Raw genomic sequence first — 14720 nt, 5'->3', positions numbered from 1 at the left:
CTACTCCCCCCGGAAGACCGGAGTGAAGCCGGCCGCAAAGATCTCAAGCAGCGAGGAGACGCCGAAATAGAGCAGGAGCAGCCCGCCCATGATGATGAAAGGCAGCGAGACGAAGTAGATGGGGATCTGCGGCGCCAGCTTGTTGATGAGGCCGACGGAGACGTTGAAGACCAGGCCGTAGAGGATGAAGGGGCTCGCGAGCCTCAGCATGATCATGAAGGTCTGGCTCAGCGTGTCGGTGAGCGTGATCAGGGCACCCTGCGGGTTGAAGCCCGCGCCGATCGGCATGACATTGTAGGATTCGACCAGCGCCCGCATCACGACATGGTGGAAATCCAGCATGAAGAGCACCAGCAGGCCGGCGAAGGAGAGAAGGTTCGTCAGCTGGTTCTCCGCCGTGTCTTCCAGCACGTCGGGCGTCGGCGGCGCGTTGAAGCCCATCATCATCGTCAGCACCGTGCCGGCGAATTGCAGGCCGAGCACGTAGTAGCGGGCGATGAGGCCGATGACGGCGCCGGTCAGCGTCTCGAAGACGATGAGCGTGAGATAGCTGTCGAGCGTGCCGGAGGTGCGCGGATAGATCGTATCCCACAGGATCGGCAGCACCGCCATGGAGATCGCCACCGCCAGGAACAGACGGATCTGGATCGTCAGGCGCGCGGACGAAAAGCCCGGCAGCAACATGAAGCACCCGCCGACACGGCAGAAGGCGGCGAACAACGCCAGCACCGTGCCCTGCGGGTCCGCGATCATGAAATGGAGCCGAGGATCTTGATCTCGATGCCCTTGGCGAGCTCGACATGCGAGAGAACCGGCAATGTGGCGAAGAGGCGCTCGATGATCATGCGCACATAAGAGCGGGATTCGGGCGAGGTGACCAGCACAAAGGGCGTGCCGCGATCGAGAAACTCGCGGATAACCCGGGTCGCCTGTTCGGAAAACTCCTCGAGCTGGCGCGGATCGATGTCGAATTCGACGATTTCGCCCTTGCTGTCGCGCTTGAGCGCCTGGTGGAAGACCATGTCCCACTTGTTGCCGAGGCGCAGCACCGGCAGCACGCCGTTCTCCGCCAGGTCGCCGCAGATCTGCTGCGACATGCGGATGCGCACATGCTCGACGATCTGCTCGGTCTTGCGCACATGCGGGGCGAGTTCGGCGACCGCTTCGAGGATGAGGTGCAGGTTGCGGATGGAGACGCGCTCGGCAAGCAGCAGCTTCAGCACGGCCTGGAGGCCGGAATAGGACATGTGCGAGGAGCAGATCTCGTCGGCCAGCTTGCGGTATTCCGGATCAAGCCGCTCGATGAGCGCCTTCACGTCCTTGTAGGACAGAAGCTGCGGCAGGTTGTTGCGGATGACCTCGGACAGGTGCGTGAGAACCACCGAGACGTTGTCGATCGGGTGGAAACCCTCGCGGCGCAGGTCGTCCGCAAAGGTTTCGAGGATCGAGACCGCCGGCATGCCGAAGGCCGGTTCGCGGATGTCGTCGCCCGGCACGCTCGGCTTGCGCCCGCCGCCGGTGACGACCAGAACCTCGCCGACACGCACGATGTTGGAGGCGATCGTCGTGCCGTGGATGCGGATCTGGTAGGACTTGTCCGGAATGGAGATGTCGTCCGAAACCTTGATTTCCGGCACGACGAAACCGTATTGCCCGGCGAACTTCTTGCGCATCTTACCGACACGGAAGGCAAGCTCCTGATGCGCGCCGAGAAGGCGGGTGGAGACCTGCTTGCCGAGGAGAAGCTCAATCTCTGCGGTCTTGAGTACCGACTTGACCGAATCCTTCTCCTGGTCGCGGCTCTGCTGGACCTGCTGGGCCTCCAGCTCGCGCTTGACGCGGTTTTCCTCCGCGATGCGCCGCGGGATGATCCAGGCGCTGAAGGCCATGACGCTGCCGAGCACCATGAACGGAAGGAAGGGCAGGCCCGGCATGATGGCGAGCAGGATCATCAGGCCGGCGGCGACGAAGAGCGCACGCGGATAGCCGGAGAGCTGGTTGATGACCGCCTGGTCGGTGGAACCGGCGGTTCCGCCGCGCGAGACGATGAGGCCGGCGGCGAGCGAGACGATGAGGGCCGGGATCTGCGAGACGAGACCGTCGCCGACCGACAGTTTCACGAAGACGTCGGCGGCTTCGCCCAGTTCCATGCCGTGACGGAAGTAGCCGATGATGATGCCGCCGAAGACATTGATGGCGGTGATGATGAGACCCGCAATGGCGTCGCCGCGCACGAATTTCGAGGCACCGTCCATCGAACCGAAGAACGAGCTCTCCTCCTCCAGCTCGCGGCGGCGCAGCTGCGCCTGCTTCTCGTCGATGAGGCCGGCGGAAAGGTCGGCGTCGATCGACATCTGCTTGCCGGGAATGGCATCGAGGGTGAAGCGCGCGCCGACTTCGGCGATACGCGTCGCACCCTTGGTGATGACGATGAAGTTCACCACGATGAGGATCATGAAGACGATGATACCGATGACGAAGTCGCCGGACATGACGAGGCTGGCAAAGCCGGCGATCACGCCGCCCGCCGCGTCGTGCCCCTCATTGCCGTGCGAGAGGATGACGCGCGTCGTCGCGATGTTGAGCGCGAGGCGCACCATGGTCGCGATGAGGAGGACCGTCGGGAAGGACGAGAAGTCGAGCGGGCGCTGGATCCACAGCGCCACCATCAGGATCAGCACCGAGAAGGCGATAGAGAACGCCAGCCCGATGTCGATCATGAAGGCCGGGATCGGCAGGAAGAGGATCGACAGGATCGTCAGGATGCCCACGGCGAATGCGATATCGCGGCCGCTGGGGCTGACCTTCGGAAGGTTTATTGCCGGTACTTGCGCCATCTGGATGCGTCCCATCTCTTCATGAGAGGCGGCGGCGCGTCACACGCGTCGCCCATTTCACCCCATGACCTACCCGGCGAAGCTTGCGCGAGGGTGGCAGCGGGCTCCGGCGGCTTCGGGCGCTTGGGAACTGTGGATCCTCGGGACGAGCCCGAGGATGACGGGGAGGAGAGGCTCCGCACCACGAAATGGTGCGGCATGCGGGACGGCGCCAACGACCGAACCACATCCCTTCTGTCGTCATCCTCGGGCTCGTCCCGAGGAACCACGCCCCAGACGCCGGCCTTAGAAGCCGCTCTCTATTCGGGAGAAGACGATATTGGTGAAGATGGAGATCTGCGCGCCGATGAAGGGGGCCGATATAGCGATCGTCACGAAGATCGCGAGGATTTTCGGCACGAAGGTGAGGGTCATTTCCTGCACCTGGGTCAGCGCCTGCACGAAGGCAATGGCGACGCCGACGATCATTGCGGCAAGCACGGCCGGGCCGGAGGCCACCACCACTGTCCAGATGGCGGCCTGCGCGATGTCGAGGGCGTCTGCCTCATTCACGTTTCGGTTTCACTCGCCTTGGTTTCGCTGACCTTCACGCCGGGGCCGATGACGAGCGTCTTGCCCGAATCAAGCGTCGCGACGATACCGTCATTATATAGCGTGACGTCCGTGACGACGCCAGAAATCTTGCCGTCCTCACTGGTGACGGTGCGGCCGATGACGGAGTTGGCTTCCTGCAGCGAGGTGCGCTGCAACAGGCTTTCCAGGTTCTTGTTCGTCTTGATGGTCTGCTCGACCTGGGAGAAGGTCGCAAGCTGCGCCATCTGCTGGGTCGCGTCCATCGGCTCGGTCGGATCCTGGTTCTTCATCTGCGCCACGAGCAGCTTCAGGAAGCTCTCGTAGTTGATCGTCGCCGACTTCTCGTCGGTGGTGGATTCGGCGCCGGTGACGGTCGGCACATAGGACTGGGAGGCGCCCGCGGCGCCGACGGGCGTTACCATGGGGCGATCTCCCTGCGGATCTGTTCGACCGTGGCCGGTGCCATTTCCTGGTTGTTGAGGATGCGATCCTCGATCGGATAGAGCGCGCGGATCGCCTTCAGCGCTTCGAAGGCACGGCCCTGGGTGACGAGGGCGTCGACGCGCTTCAGCTCGGCGAGCACCTCCTCGTTCTTGAAGCAGGAGAGCAGCATGATGACCGACTTGCGGAACATGGCGACCGACTGCTCGGCGCCCTCCGGATTGATCAGCGACATCTGCGCGATGAAATAGAGCTGGCGAAGCGGCGTCGTGGCCTGTTCGGGCTGCAGGACGTGGTTTTCCAGAAGGAACGTGACATCGTTCAGGAACTCGATCGCAACCTTGCGGTCGACCCTCAGGACTGCGCCGTTGACGAAGATGCGCTCACCGGACTTCAGCGATATACGCAGTGTACTTTTCATTTGATGCCATCCTTGATGATGGTGGTGATGTCGATGATGCCCTGGAAATTCGAGGATTCGCGTTTGCGGATCTTCTCGATTTCCTTGAGAATCCAAATGGCGATCGAGATGAGGTTGGCCCGAAGCTCGGCCTCGAGCTGGTTTTCCGGATCTCCGAGATCTTCGATGAAGCGGATCCAGACGCGGCGGGTGAAGTAGATCGCCTCCACCGCCTCCCGGCTCTGGTTGCCGCCGTCGCTGGCCATTGCCGCTTTCAGGAGCGCAATCGACCGATCGAGGACCTGCCGTTCCCGATCCTTCGAGACGGCGACGCCTTCCTCCATGATCTCGGCATATGAAAACTGGTACATTCAGACATCCTTCATGTGTGTCCGTACCCTCTGGTTCATCAGAGGTAGTTCAATAGGCTCAGGTTCTGGATCCTCGACGTGAGCGTGTAGGCGAGCGAAAGCTGCGATTCGAGCGTGGTGACGCGGGTCGCCGCCTCGTAGGTATCGATGCTTTCCATGTCCTTGATGCTGGTGCTCAGGATGGCGACCTGGGCATTGAGCGAGGTGTTCGCCTGGCTGACGCGGGCCTCGGAAATGCCGAGCTTGGAACGTTCGCCGTCGATGCCGGAGATCGCCCGGCCCATATAGTCGATCGCTGCGTCGCTGACCGTCTTGCGGGTCTGCTCGCTGATGCCGAGAGCCATCAGCTCCTGCCCCAGGACGAGACCAAGCGCCATGTAGCGCATGCCGTCCACATTGGTGTTGGTCGAGCTCTGGACGGTCTCCGCGGCGCTGATGCGGCTCTGCATGTTCTCGTCCGACGCATTCGACCAGTTCGTCTGCCAGCTCGAGGTCGGGCCGACAAATTCAGCTTCGAGCTTCTCGACGAAGGCCTGCATGTCCGACGCCGTGATGTCGGAGACCGCGGCGTCCGTCTTCTGAAAACCGAAATGCGCAAAGAACGTATCGTCGAACACGTCCTTCGGATTCTGTTCAGGCGGCGGCAGGTCCTGGGAATATTCCTTGAGCGGCATTACGTCCGTGTTGATGCCGGCAAAGAGGTATTCGCCGCTGAACGAGGTGTTGGCGGCCGAGGTGAAGGCCGAGAACGCGTTGCCGAGATTTTCCTTCGCGAGGTCCAGCTGGTCCTGCGAGGTGATGCCGGAAAGCGCGATCAGCACGCCCATCGCATCGTTCGCCGCCGTCGACATCTGGCCGAGCGCCTCCTGCGAGGCGGCGAGGCGCTGCGTCGTCAGCGCGTTTGTGCTCTTCAGCGATTCCATGCGCTGGAGATCGCGGTGCAGGTTCAGCGTGCGCGCCGTCTTGGCGCCGAGCACGGCGCCGACATCCGCATGGCGGCCGGTGACCGTTTCCTCCTGAAGCTGCAACATCTCCTTCTGCGCGCTGGCCACGGTGAGCCGCATCGCATTTTGAAGGGACATGTTGGAAACGAAAGAAGTCTTCATAACTTACCCCGCCGCCTGAAGGAGGGCCGCGATCATTTCATCGACCGCCGCCACGAGCTTGGCCGACGCCTTGTAGGACTGCTCGAGGTCGAGCAGCAGGGCGAGTTCCTCGTCAAGGCTGACGGCCGTCACGTTGAGAAGGGCCTCCTGGGTACGCCCGAGCAGGGCGGCCTTGTCGTCGCCCGCCGTCGTCGCGGCCCTGCGGATCTCCTCCAGCCAGCCGACCGAGCTGGTCGAGAAGGAAAGGAGCGTCGTCGTCGTTTCGATGGATGCGTCCGGGTCGAAGGACATCGGCGCCTCGAAGGCGGACGTATAGCCGTTCAGAAGATCCGAGAAGCTGGCATTGTTGCCCGTGTTGTAGACGGCGTTGATCCCGTCCCGCAGCTTCGTCGGGCTGCCGCCTTCGCTCGATATGACGTCGGGGTTGACCCTGATGACCGCGGCAAGGCCCGGATCCGTGACGGCGGGCAGGCCGTTGCTGATAAAGAGGCCTTCGACCCCGCCTTCGGAGAACACCTCGATGACGCCGCGGGCGACCTCGTCGAGCTGCTTCTGGAAGGTCGGCGCGACGTAGTCGCGGATCTGCAGGAGGGCCGCGATCGTGCCTTGCGCGCTGGTGTTGCCGCCGGCCCCTGCCTGGACGGGCACGCCGTCGATGAGCACCTGGTTGCCGTCGACGGCAGCGGTGAAGGTGGTCGTGGGCTGGAAGCTGACGGTGCGCGGCACGGTCTCGAACAGCACCGTGCCGTCGCTGGTGTAGAGCGCCAGGTCGTTGTGTGTGCGGTTGACCGCGGTGACGCCGACGATCCCCGAAATCTCGGTCAGCAGCTTGTCGCGCTGGTCGAGCGCGTCGTTGACGTCGGTTCCGGCGGCCGTGCCCAGGCGGACCTTGTCGTTGTAGGTCTTGAATTCGCTGAGCAGGCGGTTGAGTTCCGTCACCGCCGTGTCGATGTCGGCGTCCGCCTCGGCCCTCAGCTTCTGCAGGGCATTCGACGTGCTGTTCAGCGAATTGGCGACGTCGATCGCGTCCGACACCACCGTTTCGGCGAGCGAGATCTCGCTCGGCTTGTCGGCGAAAGTCTGGAGATTGTCGCGCAGCTTCGCCAGATAGGTGGAGGGGGCGATCTCATAGTCCTCGCCGCCCATCATCATCTTCATCTGCGTCAGGCCGGCCAGGAGCGTGTCCTGGCCGCTCGACTTGGAGATCGAGAGCAGGTTCTGCTTCAGCAGGGCCTCGTTCTGGGCACGCTGCGTTTCCACCACCGTGGCACCGGAGGTAGCCGTCGCGAGGATCGCGGCGCGGCGCGCGTAGTTCGGGTTGCTTGCATTGGCAATGTTCTTCGACGTGACGGCCGATTGAAGGCCGACGTTGGAGAAACTGGACTGAGCAGTCTTCATTGCTGCTGAAAGCGACATCGGATCTACCTAATTCTCGAATGCACGCGCGGCGTCATGCCGGCTTATCTCTTCAGATTGACGAGGACTTCCATCAGCTCGGAACCGGTCTGAAAGACCTTCGAGTTGGCCGTGTAGTTGCGCTGCGACTCGATCATGCTCGTCAGTTCTTCCGCGATGTCGACGTTGGAGTCCTCCAGCGCGCCGGAAACGATCGCTCCATAACCGTTGGTGCCGGCGTAGCCCATGACGACGACGCCCGAGTCGTTGCTCTGCGCATAGATGTTGCCCGGCAGCGGCTTCAGGTTGTCCGGGCTCTGCACGGACGCCATCGCGATCCGGAATTTCGGCGTCAGCTGCCCGTTGTCATATTTCAGCGAAACGACACCATCCTCGCTGATCTCGTAGCCGGTGACCTTGCTGGCGCCATTGCCGTTGATCTTGCCGTTGGACACGTCAAACGGGGAGGCGAGCTGGCTGGAACCGCCGATGCTGATCTCAAGCGCGCTGAGTTCGGCGCCGTTGATGGGCTGGGCCGCCGTGGTAATGCTTGCCGGCGAGGGCGTGAGCAGCTTGCCTTCCGCATCGAATGTCATGGGCTCTGGGCCGGCGATTGTGGTGCCTTCGTAGGTCGCCTCGACCGTCCAGGCATTGTCGCCCGTCTTCACGTAATTGAATTCGATCAGCCGGGTGTTGCCCTGGCTGTCATAGGCGACGAGAGAGGTCGACTTCGAATAGCCCGCCACTTCGTTGGACGGCAGGTTGACGTCGAGCGCACCTGCCGTCGAGCCGGTCGCATTGAGCGCGCCGGAGGCAAGGTTGATCTCCTGGAGACCATCGAAGCCGTTGACGACGATCGTCGGGTCCTCGGTGGAGGAATATTCGTATCCCATCAGCTTGAAGCCGGAGGAATTCTGCAACGAGCCGTCGTCCATGACGGTGAAGGCGCCGGCGCGGGTCATGTATTCCTGGCCGTCCGTGCCCGAGACGATGAAGAAACCCTTGCCGTTGATGGCAAGGTCCGTCGCCGATGTCGTGTAGGTGAAGGTGCCCTGTGCGGAGATGGAATAGCGCACATCCGTGTTCACGCCGCCGGAATTGTAGGAACCGCCGGTGGTGGGCAGGATCAGCGAGGAGAACTGGGTGGAGGCCTTCTTGTAGCCCGTCGTGTTCGCGTTGGCGATGTTGTCGGCAACGGTGCTCAGGCGATTCGCCTGCGCATTCATGCCGGAAACACCCGTTCTCATCGTACCGTAGAGGCTCATGTCATTTCCCCGTTCGTCTCATACTCAGGACCCTATGGGACGGGCCTTGCGTGAAGCTGGCTGCCGAGCCGCCTGGCAGGGTCCGCCTCCCCGCCAGCCGGCACCATCGGCTCAGCCCTGCCAGTCGATGCAGTAGCCAAGGAAGCGCTTGGAATCGATCGGGTCGAAACCGAGCTTCTTGCGCAGCTTCTTGCGCAGCTTGCTGATGTGGCTTTCGACGACGTTCTCCTCGACGTCCTCGTCGAAGATGCCGTAGATCGCGTTGAAGATCTGGGTCTTGGAAAGCCGGCGGCCGCGGTTGGCGACCAAATATTCGAGAATGCGGCGCTCGCGGCGCGGCAGGGGGAAGACGTCACCGGCGATTTCCGGGTCGCGACCATCGGAGAAGACACGGATCGGGCCGATATCGGTGTAGTTGGACAGCGCCTTCAGGCGGCGCCGGATGGCCGCCGCACGGGCCAGGATCTCACGGGGATGCACCGGCTTGCGCACGACGTCGTCGACGCCGCTGTCGAAGAGGGCGAGGGTGGTTTCCAGGGAGGGCGTGTCGCTGACCGCGATCACGGGGGCCTGCGAGCGATCACGGATCGCCCGTGGCAGCTCCATGGAGAGCTGGCCCTGGCCGATCAGGAAAGCCTCGACCGCATCGATGTCCGAATCGGCCGCGGTGTTCACCCACTCGCCGAATTCACGGGGATCGAACCCCGTCGAGGGCACGCCCTCGCGACCAAAAAGAGAAGTATAGCCGTCTTTAACGAGCTCGCGCTCATCAACCACTACGATCATTCGTCCGCCTCCGAATCAGTGTGGTGCCTCGTTCAGGCAGTGGTACGAATCGGGCGAATCACCGGCAACTAGAGAAAGTGACTGGGTGGAATTAACAGTTGATTAAGAATTGCGTGCCGATTTGATCTACATATAGTGGCTTTCGGCGAATTTCGCCACAATTTTACGGTGGAAAAGTTAACAAAGGTTAACGTCATGCCTTGCCGTCCCAAAACTGGGCGTATTCCTGCCACATTGCGGCACAGGCCGCCATCGGGTCGATGTTTAAACTTTTAGTTGAATTACCGGCAGAACTGTTTCGCGTTCGCCGTCCAGCTTCCATAGCCCGTCGCGACCAGGTTCGCGATCACCCGGCATACGTAGCGCTTCTGCGCCGGGTCGTTGTTGGGGCCGGCGTGATAACGTGCGACGGCCATCGTCCAGGTCTCGTGCCGGGCGTGCAGGCGCGCCAGGAAGGATGCCGCATATTCGACATTCTTGCGCGGGTCGAACATTTCCGCGGGCGAGGCGAACTGGTCGCCGTGGAAGTGATGATTGATCTGCATGCAGCCGAGGTCGATCAGCTTGGCGCCCTGGGCCCTCGCCGTCTCGAATGCCCGCAGGGCGTCCTTCCTGTCACGGCCGAAGAAGGCCTTGCCCTCGATGTTCATGGCATAGGGCTGGAGCGATCCCTTCCGGCCGGTCTCGGTGAGACCGACGGAATAGAGGATGCCCGCCGGGATGTCGTATTTCGCAGCGGCGGCGAGGATTTCCCGCTCGCAGGCGCCAACGGAGGCTCCGGCGTCAGAGATAGACGCCGCCAGAGCGCTGAGGCTGGCCGCCAGCAAAGCCAGGAGCGGTGTCCGACGTGTTGCCCTCATGAGAGGCTCCCTCGCGTATAAAATTGCCCGTGCCCTCTCCGCCGCCCTGACGGCCATTGCCGCCCTCGCGGGCCTGCGGCTGGTTCGAGAACTGCTGCTGTTGCTGCTGGCTCTGGCTGTCGCCCTGCTGCGCATTCGCGCTCCTGTCGGCCGGCGCGAGCTGGACGCTGACCTGGTCGACGGCAAAGCCCTGACCGCGCAGCGCGCGCACGATCGCGTCCTGATCATCGGTGAGCTGGCGATAGGCCTCGCCCGTCTCCACCTGCAGCGAGACGACGAGGTCGTCGCCGTGCAGGCGCAGCGTCGCCGTCACGAGACCGAGCTCGATCGGGTGCATCTGGATCTTCAGCGTGTTGACGACCTTGCCGGTGGCCGCGGCTTCCGAATGGCTGAGCCCGCCGGTGGCGCTGAGCGAGGCCGCCCATTGCGGATCCTGCGTGATCGCCGTCGTCACGGCCCCCGCATTGCCGGCCTGCGCAAGGCCGATGTAGCGGCGTGCATCGACCACGGTCACCGTCTCGCCCTTCGGCCCGGTCGGGTTGGCATCGCGGAACGTCGCCCGCTCGCCCTTGTCCGAAAGGCTCATGTCGAGATCCCGCCCCTTGCCGTCGGCGCGGATCAGCCGGAAGAGCTGGTCGGCATCCGACTGGGGCACGTCGCCGGCATCCGCGGTGTCGGCCATATGGGTTCCATCGGCCCTGGCCGCGGCATCGGCGCGCGCATCGACCTTGGTCGATGCCTTGGCTCCGACCTGCGGCTTTGCGTCGGGCACGCCGGCCTTCGCAGCCGCATCGAGCGGCACGGCATTCGGCGTCGCCAGCATCTCAAGGAGATTGCCGACATCCGTCCCCGCTTTCGGCGCGGCTTCCTGCGTTCTGTCCGCCGCCGTGGCGCCGTCGTCCGCGGCCGCCTCGTCGGCATCACGCGCGACGGTCCTGCCCTCGTGCGTCTCGCCCTGTGTCTTGCGGCCTTGGCGGCCTGCGGCCTCCAGCAGGGCCGCCGCCTTTTCGTCAAAGGGCCGGTTGTCCCCTTCGGGCGTAGCGACGCCGGCCTTGCCGGCGGCACCGGCCAGCGCCGCGGCCTCGCGGCGCGCAAGCTTCACCCGCCCCTCTTCAGCCTCGCCGCCTTCCCGCTGGCCGCGGCCGGCCGTCCCGGAGACGGACAGCCGTCCGCCCTTGCGCCCGCCATCGCCCTCCCGTCCGGAAAGGCTGGCAATCGCATTGGCAAAACCGCCCTCTTCCGAAGCGCCTGCGGCATGGCCGTGGCCGGCCTTGCCCTTGCCCGGCGCCTGCCCCTGCACGATGCCCAAAACCCCGCTACCGATGGTGCTCAACTGCCTTCTCCCTTCAACAGCGCGTCGATTTCGTCGAGCTTGGACCTGCCGCTCGAAACGAATGTATCGAAGGCCGGATCGATGTCCGCCTTTTCTGGCTGCTCTTTCTTTTCCTGTTCCGGCTCGATTGCGGCGACCGGCGTCTCCTCGCCGCCCGCCCGCGGATCCATCGCCCGGTCGGCCAGCCCGGCTTCGCTCAACCCTTCGCGGGCAGCGTCCTCGGCCTCTATGGGCGTGGCGACGTCCGCCTCCGCCTTCGCCGCCGGTTCGCGCAGCACCTCCTCGGCCACGGCGCGGGCCGCGGCCTTCAGCGCGCGATCCTTCGCCGAGAGCTTGTCATCGGGGATGGCGATGATCGATTCCATTGCCGCCGCCACATCGCCGGAGGGAACGGAGGCGAGGCCCGAATAAAGGTCCGCCAATACCTTCGGCACGCTCTCCCCGTCGCCGGACAGCACCTGGGCGCGCTCGGCGGCGAGCGAGGCGAGCTTGTTCTTTCCAGAGATCGCGGCCAGGCGCGCCATGCGCAGATAGACCTCGCGCCGGCGCGGCACATCCATGAAGGAGAGGAGTTCAAGGATATCATCTTCCTTGATGGCCCCGTAGTGGTCGACCGCCAGCTTGACGAAGAGATCGGCGAACTGGCTGGCATAGGGCGAGCGCAGGTAGCGGCGCGCATAGCGGTTGGCATAGACCATGCTCTTGTCGATCCAGCCCGCCTCGCTGGCGATGTAGATCGAGCGGCGCAGCGCGGCCTCCTCGACGATCGTGCCGGGGGCGACGAGCCGCGCCCAGTCGAAATAGGTGAGCGCCAGCGCCGGGTCCTTGCGCATGACCGAGTTGGCCGAGACGAGGGCCAGATAGGGGCCGACACGCGAGTGCTTGTATTCCGGGAAGATCTCCGCGAGCGACTTGACGCTCTGCGTGCCGCGACCGCTGAGGTAACTGCGCAGAGCGTCGGTCAGGCGGGAATCGAAATGCCCGTCGACATCCTTCCTGATGAGCACTTCCAGCGTCTCGGGATTGCCGCCGCTCATCGCATAGACGAGCGCAGCATCCACATTGCGCGGGTCGTCGAAGAGCGCGGCTTCTCCCGTGCGCAGCCGCTCGTCGATGGTGCTCAGCAGGAAGCGCTGCATCTCCATCGCCGAATGGTCGCCGAGCGCCACCGTGTCCTGCACATATTGCAGCGAGCGGATCATCTTGTAGGGCGCAAGGTCGTCGAGGTTCTCGCCACGCGCGGGCGCCACGGCAGAAAGCGCCGTGCACAAGACCGTGCCTGTCAGGAAAACGCGCCGCAAGAAGCCCATGGCGTCAGCTGCCCTCGGCCTGGATGAGGATTTCGATGCGGCGGTTGGCATCGGCCATCGGATCGGCCGGGACCTTCAGGCGGCGATCGGCAAAGCCGGTCACCTGGCTCACGCGCTTCTCCTCCAGGCCGCCGCGCACCAGCATGTAGTAGGCGCTCTGCGCGCGGTCCATGGAAAGGCGCCAGTTGTCGTTCTTGCCGCCGGCGAAGGGACGGGCGTCGGTATGGCCGCGGATGGCGATGGCGCCCGGGCGGCCTTCCAACACCTTGCCGATCTTCTCCATCGCCAGAACCATCTCGCGCTTGGGCACCGCCGAGCCGATGTTGAACATCGGCGTGTCAAGCTGGTCGGTGAGGCTGACGAGCAGGCCCCCCTCGGCGGGCGTCACGCTGAGACCCTCGGCCAGCTTGCCGAGCTTGCCGATCTCGGCGGTCAGCTGCTTCTTCAATTCGTCCGCCTTCTTCTCCTCGGCGGATTTCTTCTCGTCTTCCCTGGCCTTGGCGGCCTCCGCGGCGGCCTTTTCCGCCTCGGCCTTCGCGGCCGTGGCCTTCTCCGCCTCTTCCTTGGCGAGCGCCTGCTTCACGGTGTCGTCGCTGGCAGCCGCCATCTGCTGGCCCGGCGTGCCCTCGCTGCCGGCATCCGTCGCCTCGGAGATCTGCACCTGCTGCGTCCAGAAATCAGGATCGAACGGGTCACGGTAGGCTTCGCCGCCATTGGCGCCGGTCGCCGGCCCCGAAGTGGCGGCACCGCCCTCGCCCTTGGCGCTGACATTCGCCTGCTGGCCGACTTCCTGCGCGATCTCCGAGAGCACGGAATAGGGATTCTCGAAGAAATTGGCCTCGGAATACTGCACTTCCTCGCCGGCCGTCGTCTTCTCGTCCTTGCCGCTTTCCGCGCCGTTGCCACTCGCCTGCTGCTGACCCTGTTCCTTGGATTTGTCCTGCGTCGCCTCACCTTCGGCGCTGTTGGCCGGCTTCTTCACCGATCTGTCGGCCGGCTTGTCGTCGGTCAGCTTGATCGGATTGAAATAGGAGGCGACCGAGGCCTGGGTCTTCTCGTTGGCGGCATTGACCAGCCACATCACGAGGAAGAAGGCCATCATCGCGGTCATGAAGTCGGCATAGGCGATCTTCCAGGCAGCCGAATGATGGTCGCCCTCGTGATCGCCATGACGCTTGACGATGATGATCTCGTTCTTGCCGTGGTGGTGATTTTCGCCTTCGCTCATGCAAGCACCTTGCGTACGGTGTCAGCCCAGGCCGCCATCCGCGTTACGAGGACGGTGTCGCCGAACTCCACCGTCAAATCGACATCCTGCATCTCGACATGCCGGAAGACCGGCGCGGGTTCGTCGAAATGCGATTCCAGTTGCTGGAAGAGGTTTGCCGGCCCCTTCACCGTTATCGCCATGCCTTCATCACCCTGCAGGCCCTCGGCGATCATGCGGGCAAGGTCGGCGATCGCGCCCCTCGCCAGCACGTCGTTCATCACCGGCGCCAATACCTCGGCGGTATCGGCGGCGACGCGCTCGGCCACCTCGCCCGTGAGCGTGGAAAACCGCTCGGCGAGGTCACGGGCGTAGTCCTTCTCGTAGCGCGCCTTCAGGTTGTCGAGCTCGGCCTGGTGCGCCTCCTTCAGGGCCGCGATCTCGGCCTCGTGCTTGGCACGAAGCTCCGTCTCGGCTTCCGCCCTGCCATCCGCGAAGGCCTCGGCACGCTCGGCGGCAAGATCCACCGGCGGCTCGGCCGATGGCATGACGAAGGCCTGGGCCGCAGAGCCACCCCCGTCATCGCCGAAGGACGGCGGCTGGAAGGCGGGGGCCCTAGGGCGCGGCGGAGCGCCGAAATCCTTGAGGTAGCGGGCAAGCTGCACGCTCATCGCGCGCCCTCCTGCCCTGCCGCGTGCCGGACGAACGCGAGAAAGGCCCGACGGGAACCCCGCGGACCGCTTCGACGCTCGCTCTCGAAAACACTGGAACCTGACACCACCGCTGACCTGTCTCCTTAGACACCGCGCCTTCCGCGAGGCGAAAGGCACACAATC

Annotated in this window: 15 protein-coding genes; all 15 read right to left on the bottom strand. The window is 64.0% G+C overall.

Annotated features, from left to right (window positions below; translation table 11 throughout):
• Positions 1-753: a flagellar biosynthetic protein FliR gene (fliR, locus tag AABQ55_RS06375; RefSeq protein WP_244767556.1), complete on the bottom strand. Its 753-nt coding sequence runs from the start codon at positions 751-753 to the stop codon at positions 1-3.
• Positions 750-2837 (bottom strand): flagellar biosynthesis protein FlhA, encoded by a 2088-nt coding sequence (flhA, locus tag AABQ55_RS06370; protein WP_272804424.1) that lies wholly within the window; start codon positions 2835-2837, stop codon positions 750-752. The genes fliR and flhA overlap by 4 nt, the downstream gene beginning before the upstream one ends.
• 285 nt (positions 2838-3122) lie before the next feature.
• Positions 3123-3389: a flagellar biosynthesis protein FliQ gene (gene fliQ / locus AABQ55_RS06365; protein ID WP_244767554.1), complete on the bottom strand. Its 267-nt coding sequence runs from the start codon at positions 3387-3389 to the stop codon at positions 3123-3125.
• The gene (gene flgD, locus AABQ55_RS06360; protein WP_244767553.1) at positions 3386-3832 is read right to left on the bottom strand and encodes a flagellar hook assembly protein FlgD; all 447 of its coding nucleotides are present in this window, start codon (positions 3830-3832) and stop codon (positions 3386-3388) included. Before flgD ends, fliQ begins: the two co-directional genes overlap by 4 nt.
• Positions 3826-4272, bottom strand: coding sequence for a flagellar biosynthesis repressor FlbT (gene flbT / locus AABQ55_RS06355; RefSeq protein ID WP_272804423.1), 447 nt, complete (start codon positions 4270-4272; stop codon positions 3826-3828). Before flbT ends, flgD begins: the two co-directional genes overlap by 7 nt.
• Positions 4269-4622 carry a flagellar biosynthesis regulator FlaF gene (gene flaF / locus AABQ55_RS06350; RefSeq protein ID WP_244767551.1) on the bottom strand — a complete coding sequence of 118 codons (354 nt, stop codon included), beginning with the start codon at positions 4620-4622 and terminating at the stop codon, positions 4269-4271. Before flaF ends, flbT begins: the two co-directional genes overlap by 4 nt.
• Positions 4623-4660: 38 nt before the next feature.
• A complete protein-coding gene (locus tag AABQ55_RS06345; RefSeq protein WP_244767550.1) occupies positions 4661-5728 on the bottom strand; it encodes a flagellar hook-associated family protein in 1068 nt (355 codons plus the stop codon).
• A gap of 3 nt (positions 5729-5731) precedes the next feature.
• Complete coding sequence (flgK, locus tag AABQ55_RS06340) at positions 5732-7144, bottom strand: flagellar hook-associated protein FlgK (RefSeq protein ID WP_244767549.1); 1413 nt, start codon at positions 7142-7144, stop codon at positions 5732-5734.
• A gap of 44 nt (positions 7145-7188) precedes the next feature.
• A complete protein-coding gene (locus AABQ55_RS06335) occupies positions 7189-8388 on the bottom strand; it encodes a flagellar hook protein FlgE (RefSeq protein WP_272804422.1) in 1200 nt (399 codons plus the stop codon).
• Positions 8389-8499: 111 nt separating this feature from the next.
• Positions 8500-9174, bottom strand: a complete 675-nt coding sequence (gene rem, locus AABQ55_RS06330; protein WP_244767547.1) for a transcriptional activator Rem — start codon at positions 9172-9174, stop codon at positions 8500-8502.
• A gap of 281 nt (positions 9175-9455) precedes the next feature.
• Positions 9456-10034 carry a transglycosylase SLT domain-containing protein gene (locus tag AABQ55_RS06325; RefSeq protein WP_272804421.1) on the bottom strand — a complete coding sequence of 193 codons (579 nt, stop codon included), beginning with the start codon at positions 10032-10034 and terminating at the stop codon, positions 9456-9458.
• Positions 9958-11367, bottom strand: coding sequence for a flagellar hook-length control protein FliK (fliK, locus tag AABQ55_RS06320; protein WP_272804420.1), 1410 nt, complete (start codon positions 11365-11367; stop codon positions 9958-9960). The genes AABQ55_RS06325 and fliK overlap by 77 nt, the downstream gene beginning before the upstream one ends.
• Positions 11364-12677 (bottom strand): chemotaxis protein MotC, encoded by a 1314-nt coding sequence (motC, locus tag AABQ55_RS06315; protein ID WP_443021083.1) that lies wholly within the window; start codon positions 12675-12677, stop codon positions 11364-11366. The genes fliK and motC overlap by 4 nt, the downstream gene beginning before the upstream one ends.
• 4 nt (positions 12678-12681) lie before the next feature.
• Entirely contained in the window at positions 12682-13905 is a 1224-nt protein-coding gene (locus AABQ55_RS06310; RefSeq protein ID WP_272804418.1) for a MotB family protein, read from the bottom strand.
• Positions 13902-14555 carry a hypothetical protein gene (locus AABQ55_RS06305; RefSeq protein WP_272804417.1) on the bottom strand — a complete coding sequence of 218 codons (654 nt, stop codon included), beginning with the start codon at positions 14553-14555 and terminating at the stop codon, positions 13902-13904. Before AABQ55_RS06305 ends, AABQ55_RS06310 begins: the two co-directional genes overlap by 4 nt.
• Positions 14556-14720 lie beyond the last annotated feature (165 nt).

Source organism: Shinella sp. WSD5-1, from assembly GCF_963942435.1.
GTDB lineage: Bacteria > Pseudomonadota > Alphaproteobacteria > Rhizobiales > Rhizobiaceae > Shinella > Shinella yambaruensis.
Note: the sequence above shows the minus strand (reverse complement) of the source record. Positions and strands in the feature narration are given on the sequence as shown.

Bases quoted from the DNA above. Each gene is read 5' to 3' on its own strand.
- flgK (WP_244767549.1), bottom strand. From the start codon at position 7,144: ATGTCGCTTTCAGCAGCAATGAAGACTGCTCAGTCCAGTTTCTCCAAC.
- AABQ55_RS06335 (WP_272804422.1), bottom strand. From the start codon at position 8,388: ATGAGCCTCTACGGTACGATGAGAACGGGTGTTTCCGGCATGAATGCG.
- flaF (WP_244767551.1), bottom strand. From the start codon at position 4,622: ATGTACCAGTTTTCATATGCCGAGATCATGGAGGAAGGCGTCGCCGTC.
- AABQ55_RS06345 (WP_244767550.1), bottom strand. From the start codon at position 5,728: ATGAAGACTTCTTTCGTTTCCAACATGTCCCTTCAAAATGCGATGCGG.
- AABQ55_RS06310 (WP_272804418.1), bottom strand. From the start codon at position 13,905: ATGAGCGAAGGCGAAAATCACCACCACGGCAAGAACGAGATCATCATC.
- flgD (WP_244767553.1), bottom strand. From the start codon at position 3,832: ATGGTAACGCCCGTCGGCGCCGCGGGCGCCTCCCAGTCCTATGTGCCG.
- rem (WP_244767547.1), bottom strand. From the start codon at position 9,174: ATGATCGTAGTGGTTGATGAGCGCGAGCTCGTTAAAGACGGCTATACT.
- flhA (WP_272804424.1), bottom strand. From the start codon at position 2,837: ATGGCGCAAGTACCGGCAATAAACCTTCCGAAGGTCAGCCCCAGCGGC.
- flbT (WP_272804423.1), bottom strand. From the start codon at position 4,272: ATGAAAAGTACACTGCGTATATCGCTGAAGTCCGGTGAGCGCATCTTC.
- AABQ55_RS06305 (WP_272804417.1), bottom strand. From the start codon at position 14,555: ATGAGCGTGCAGCTTGCCCGCTACCTCAAGGATTTCGGCGCTCCGCCG.
- AABQ55_RS06325 (WP_272804421.1), bottom strand. From the start codon at position 10,034: ATGAGGGCAACACGTCGGACACCGCTCCTGGCTTTGCTGGCGGCCAGC.
- motC (WP_443021083.1), bottom strand. From the start codon at position 12,677: ATGGGCTTCTTGCGGCGCGTTTTCCTGACAGGCACGGTCTTGTGCACG.
- fliR (WP_244767556.1), bottom strand. From the start codon at position 753: ATGATCGCGGACCCGCAGGGCACGGTGCTGGCGTTGTTCGCCGCCTTC.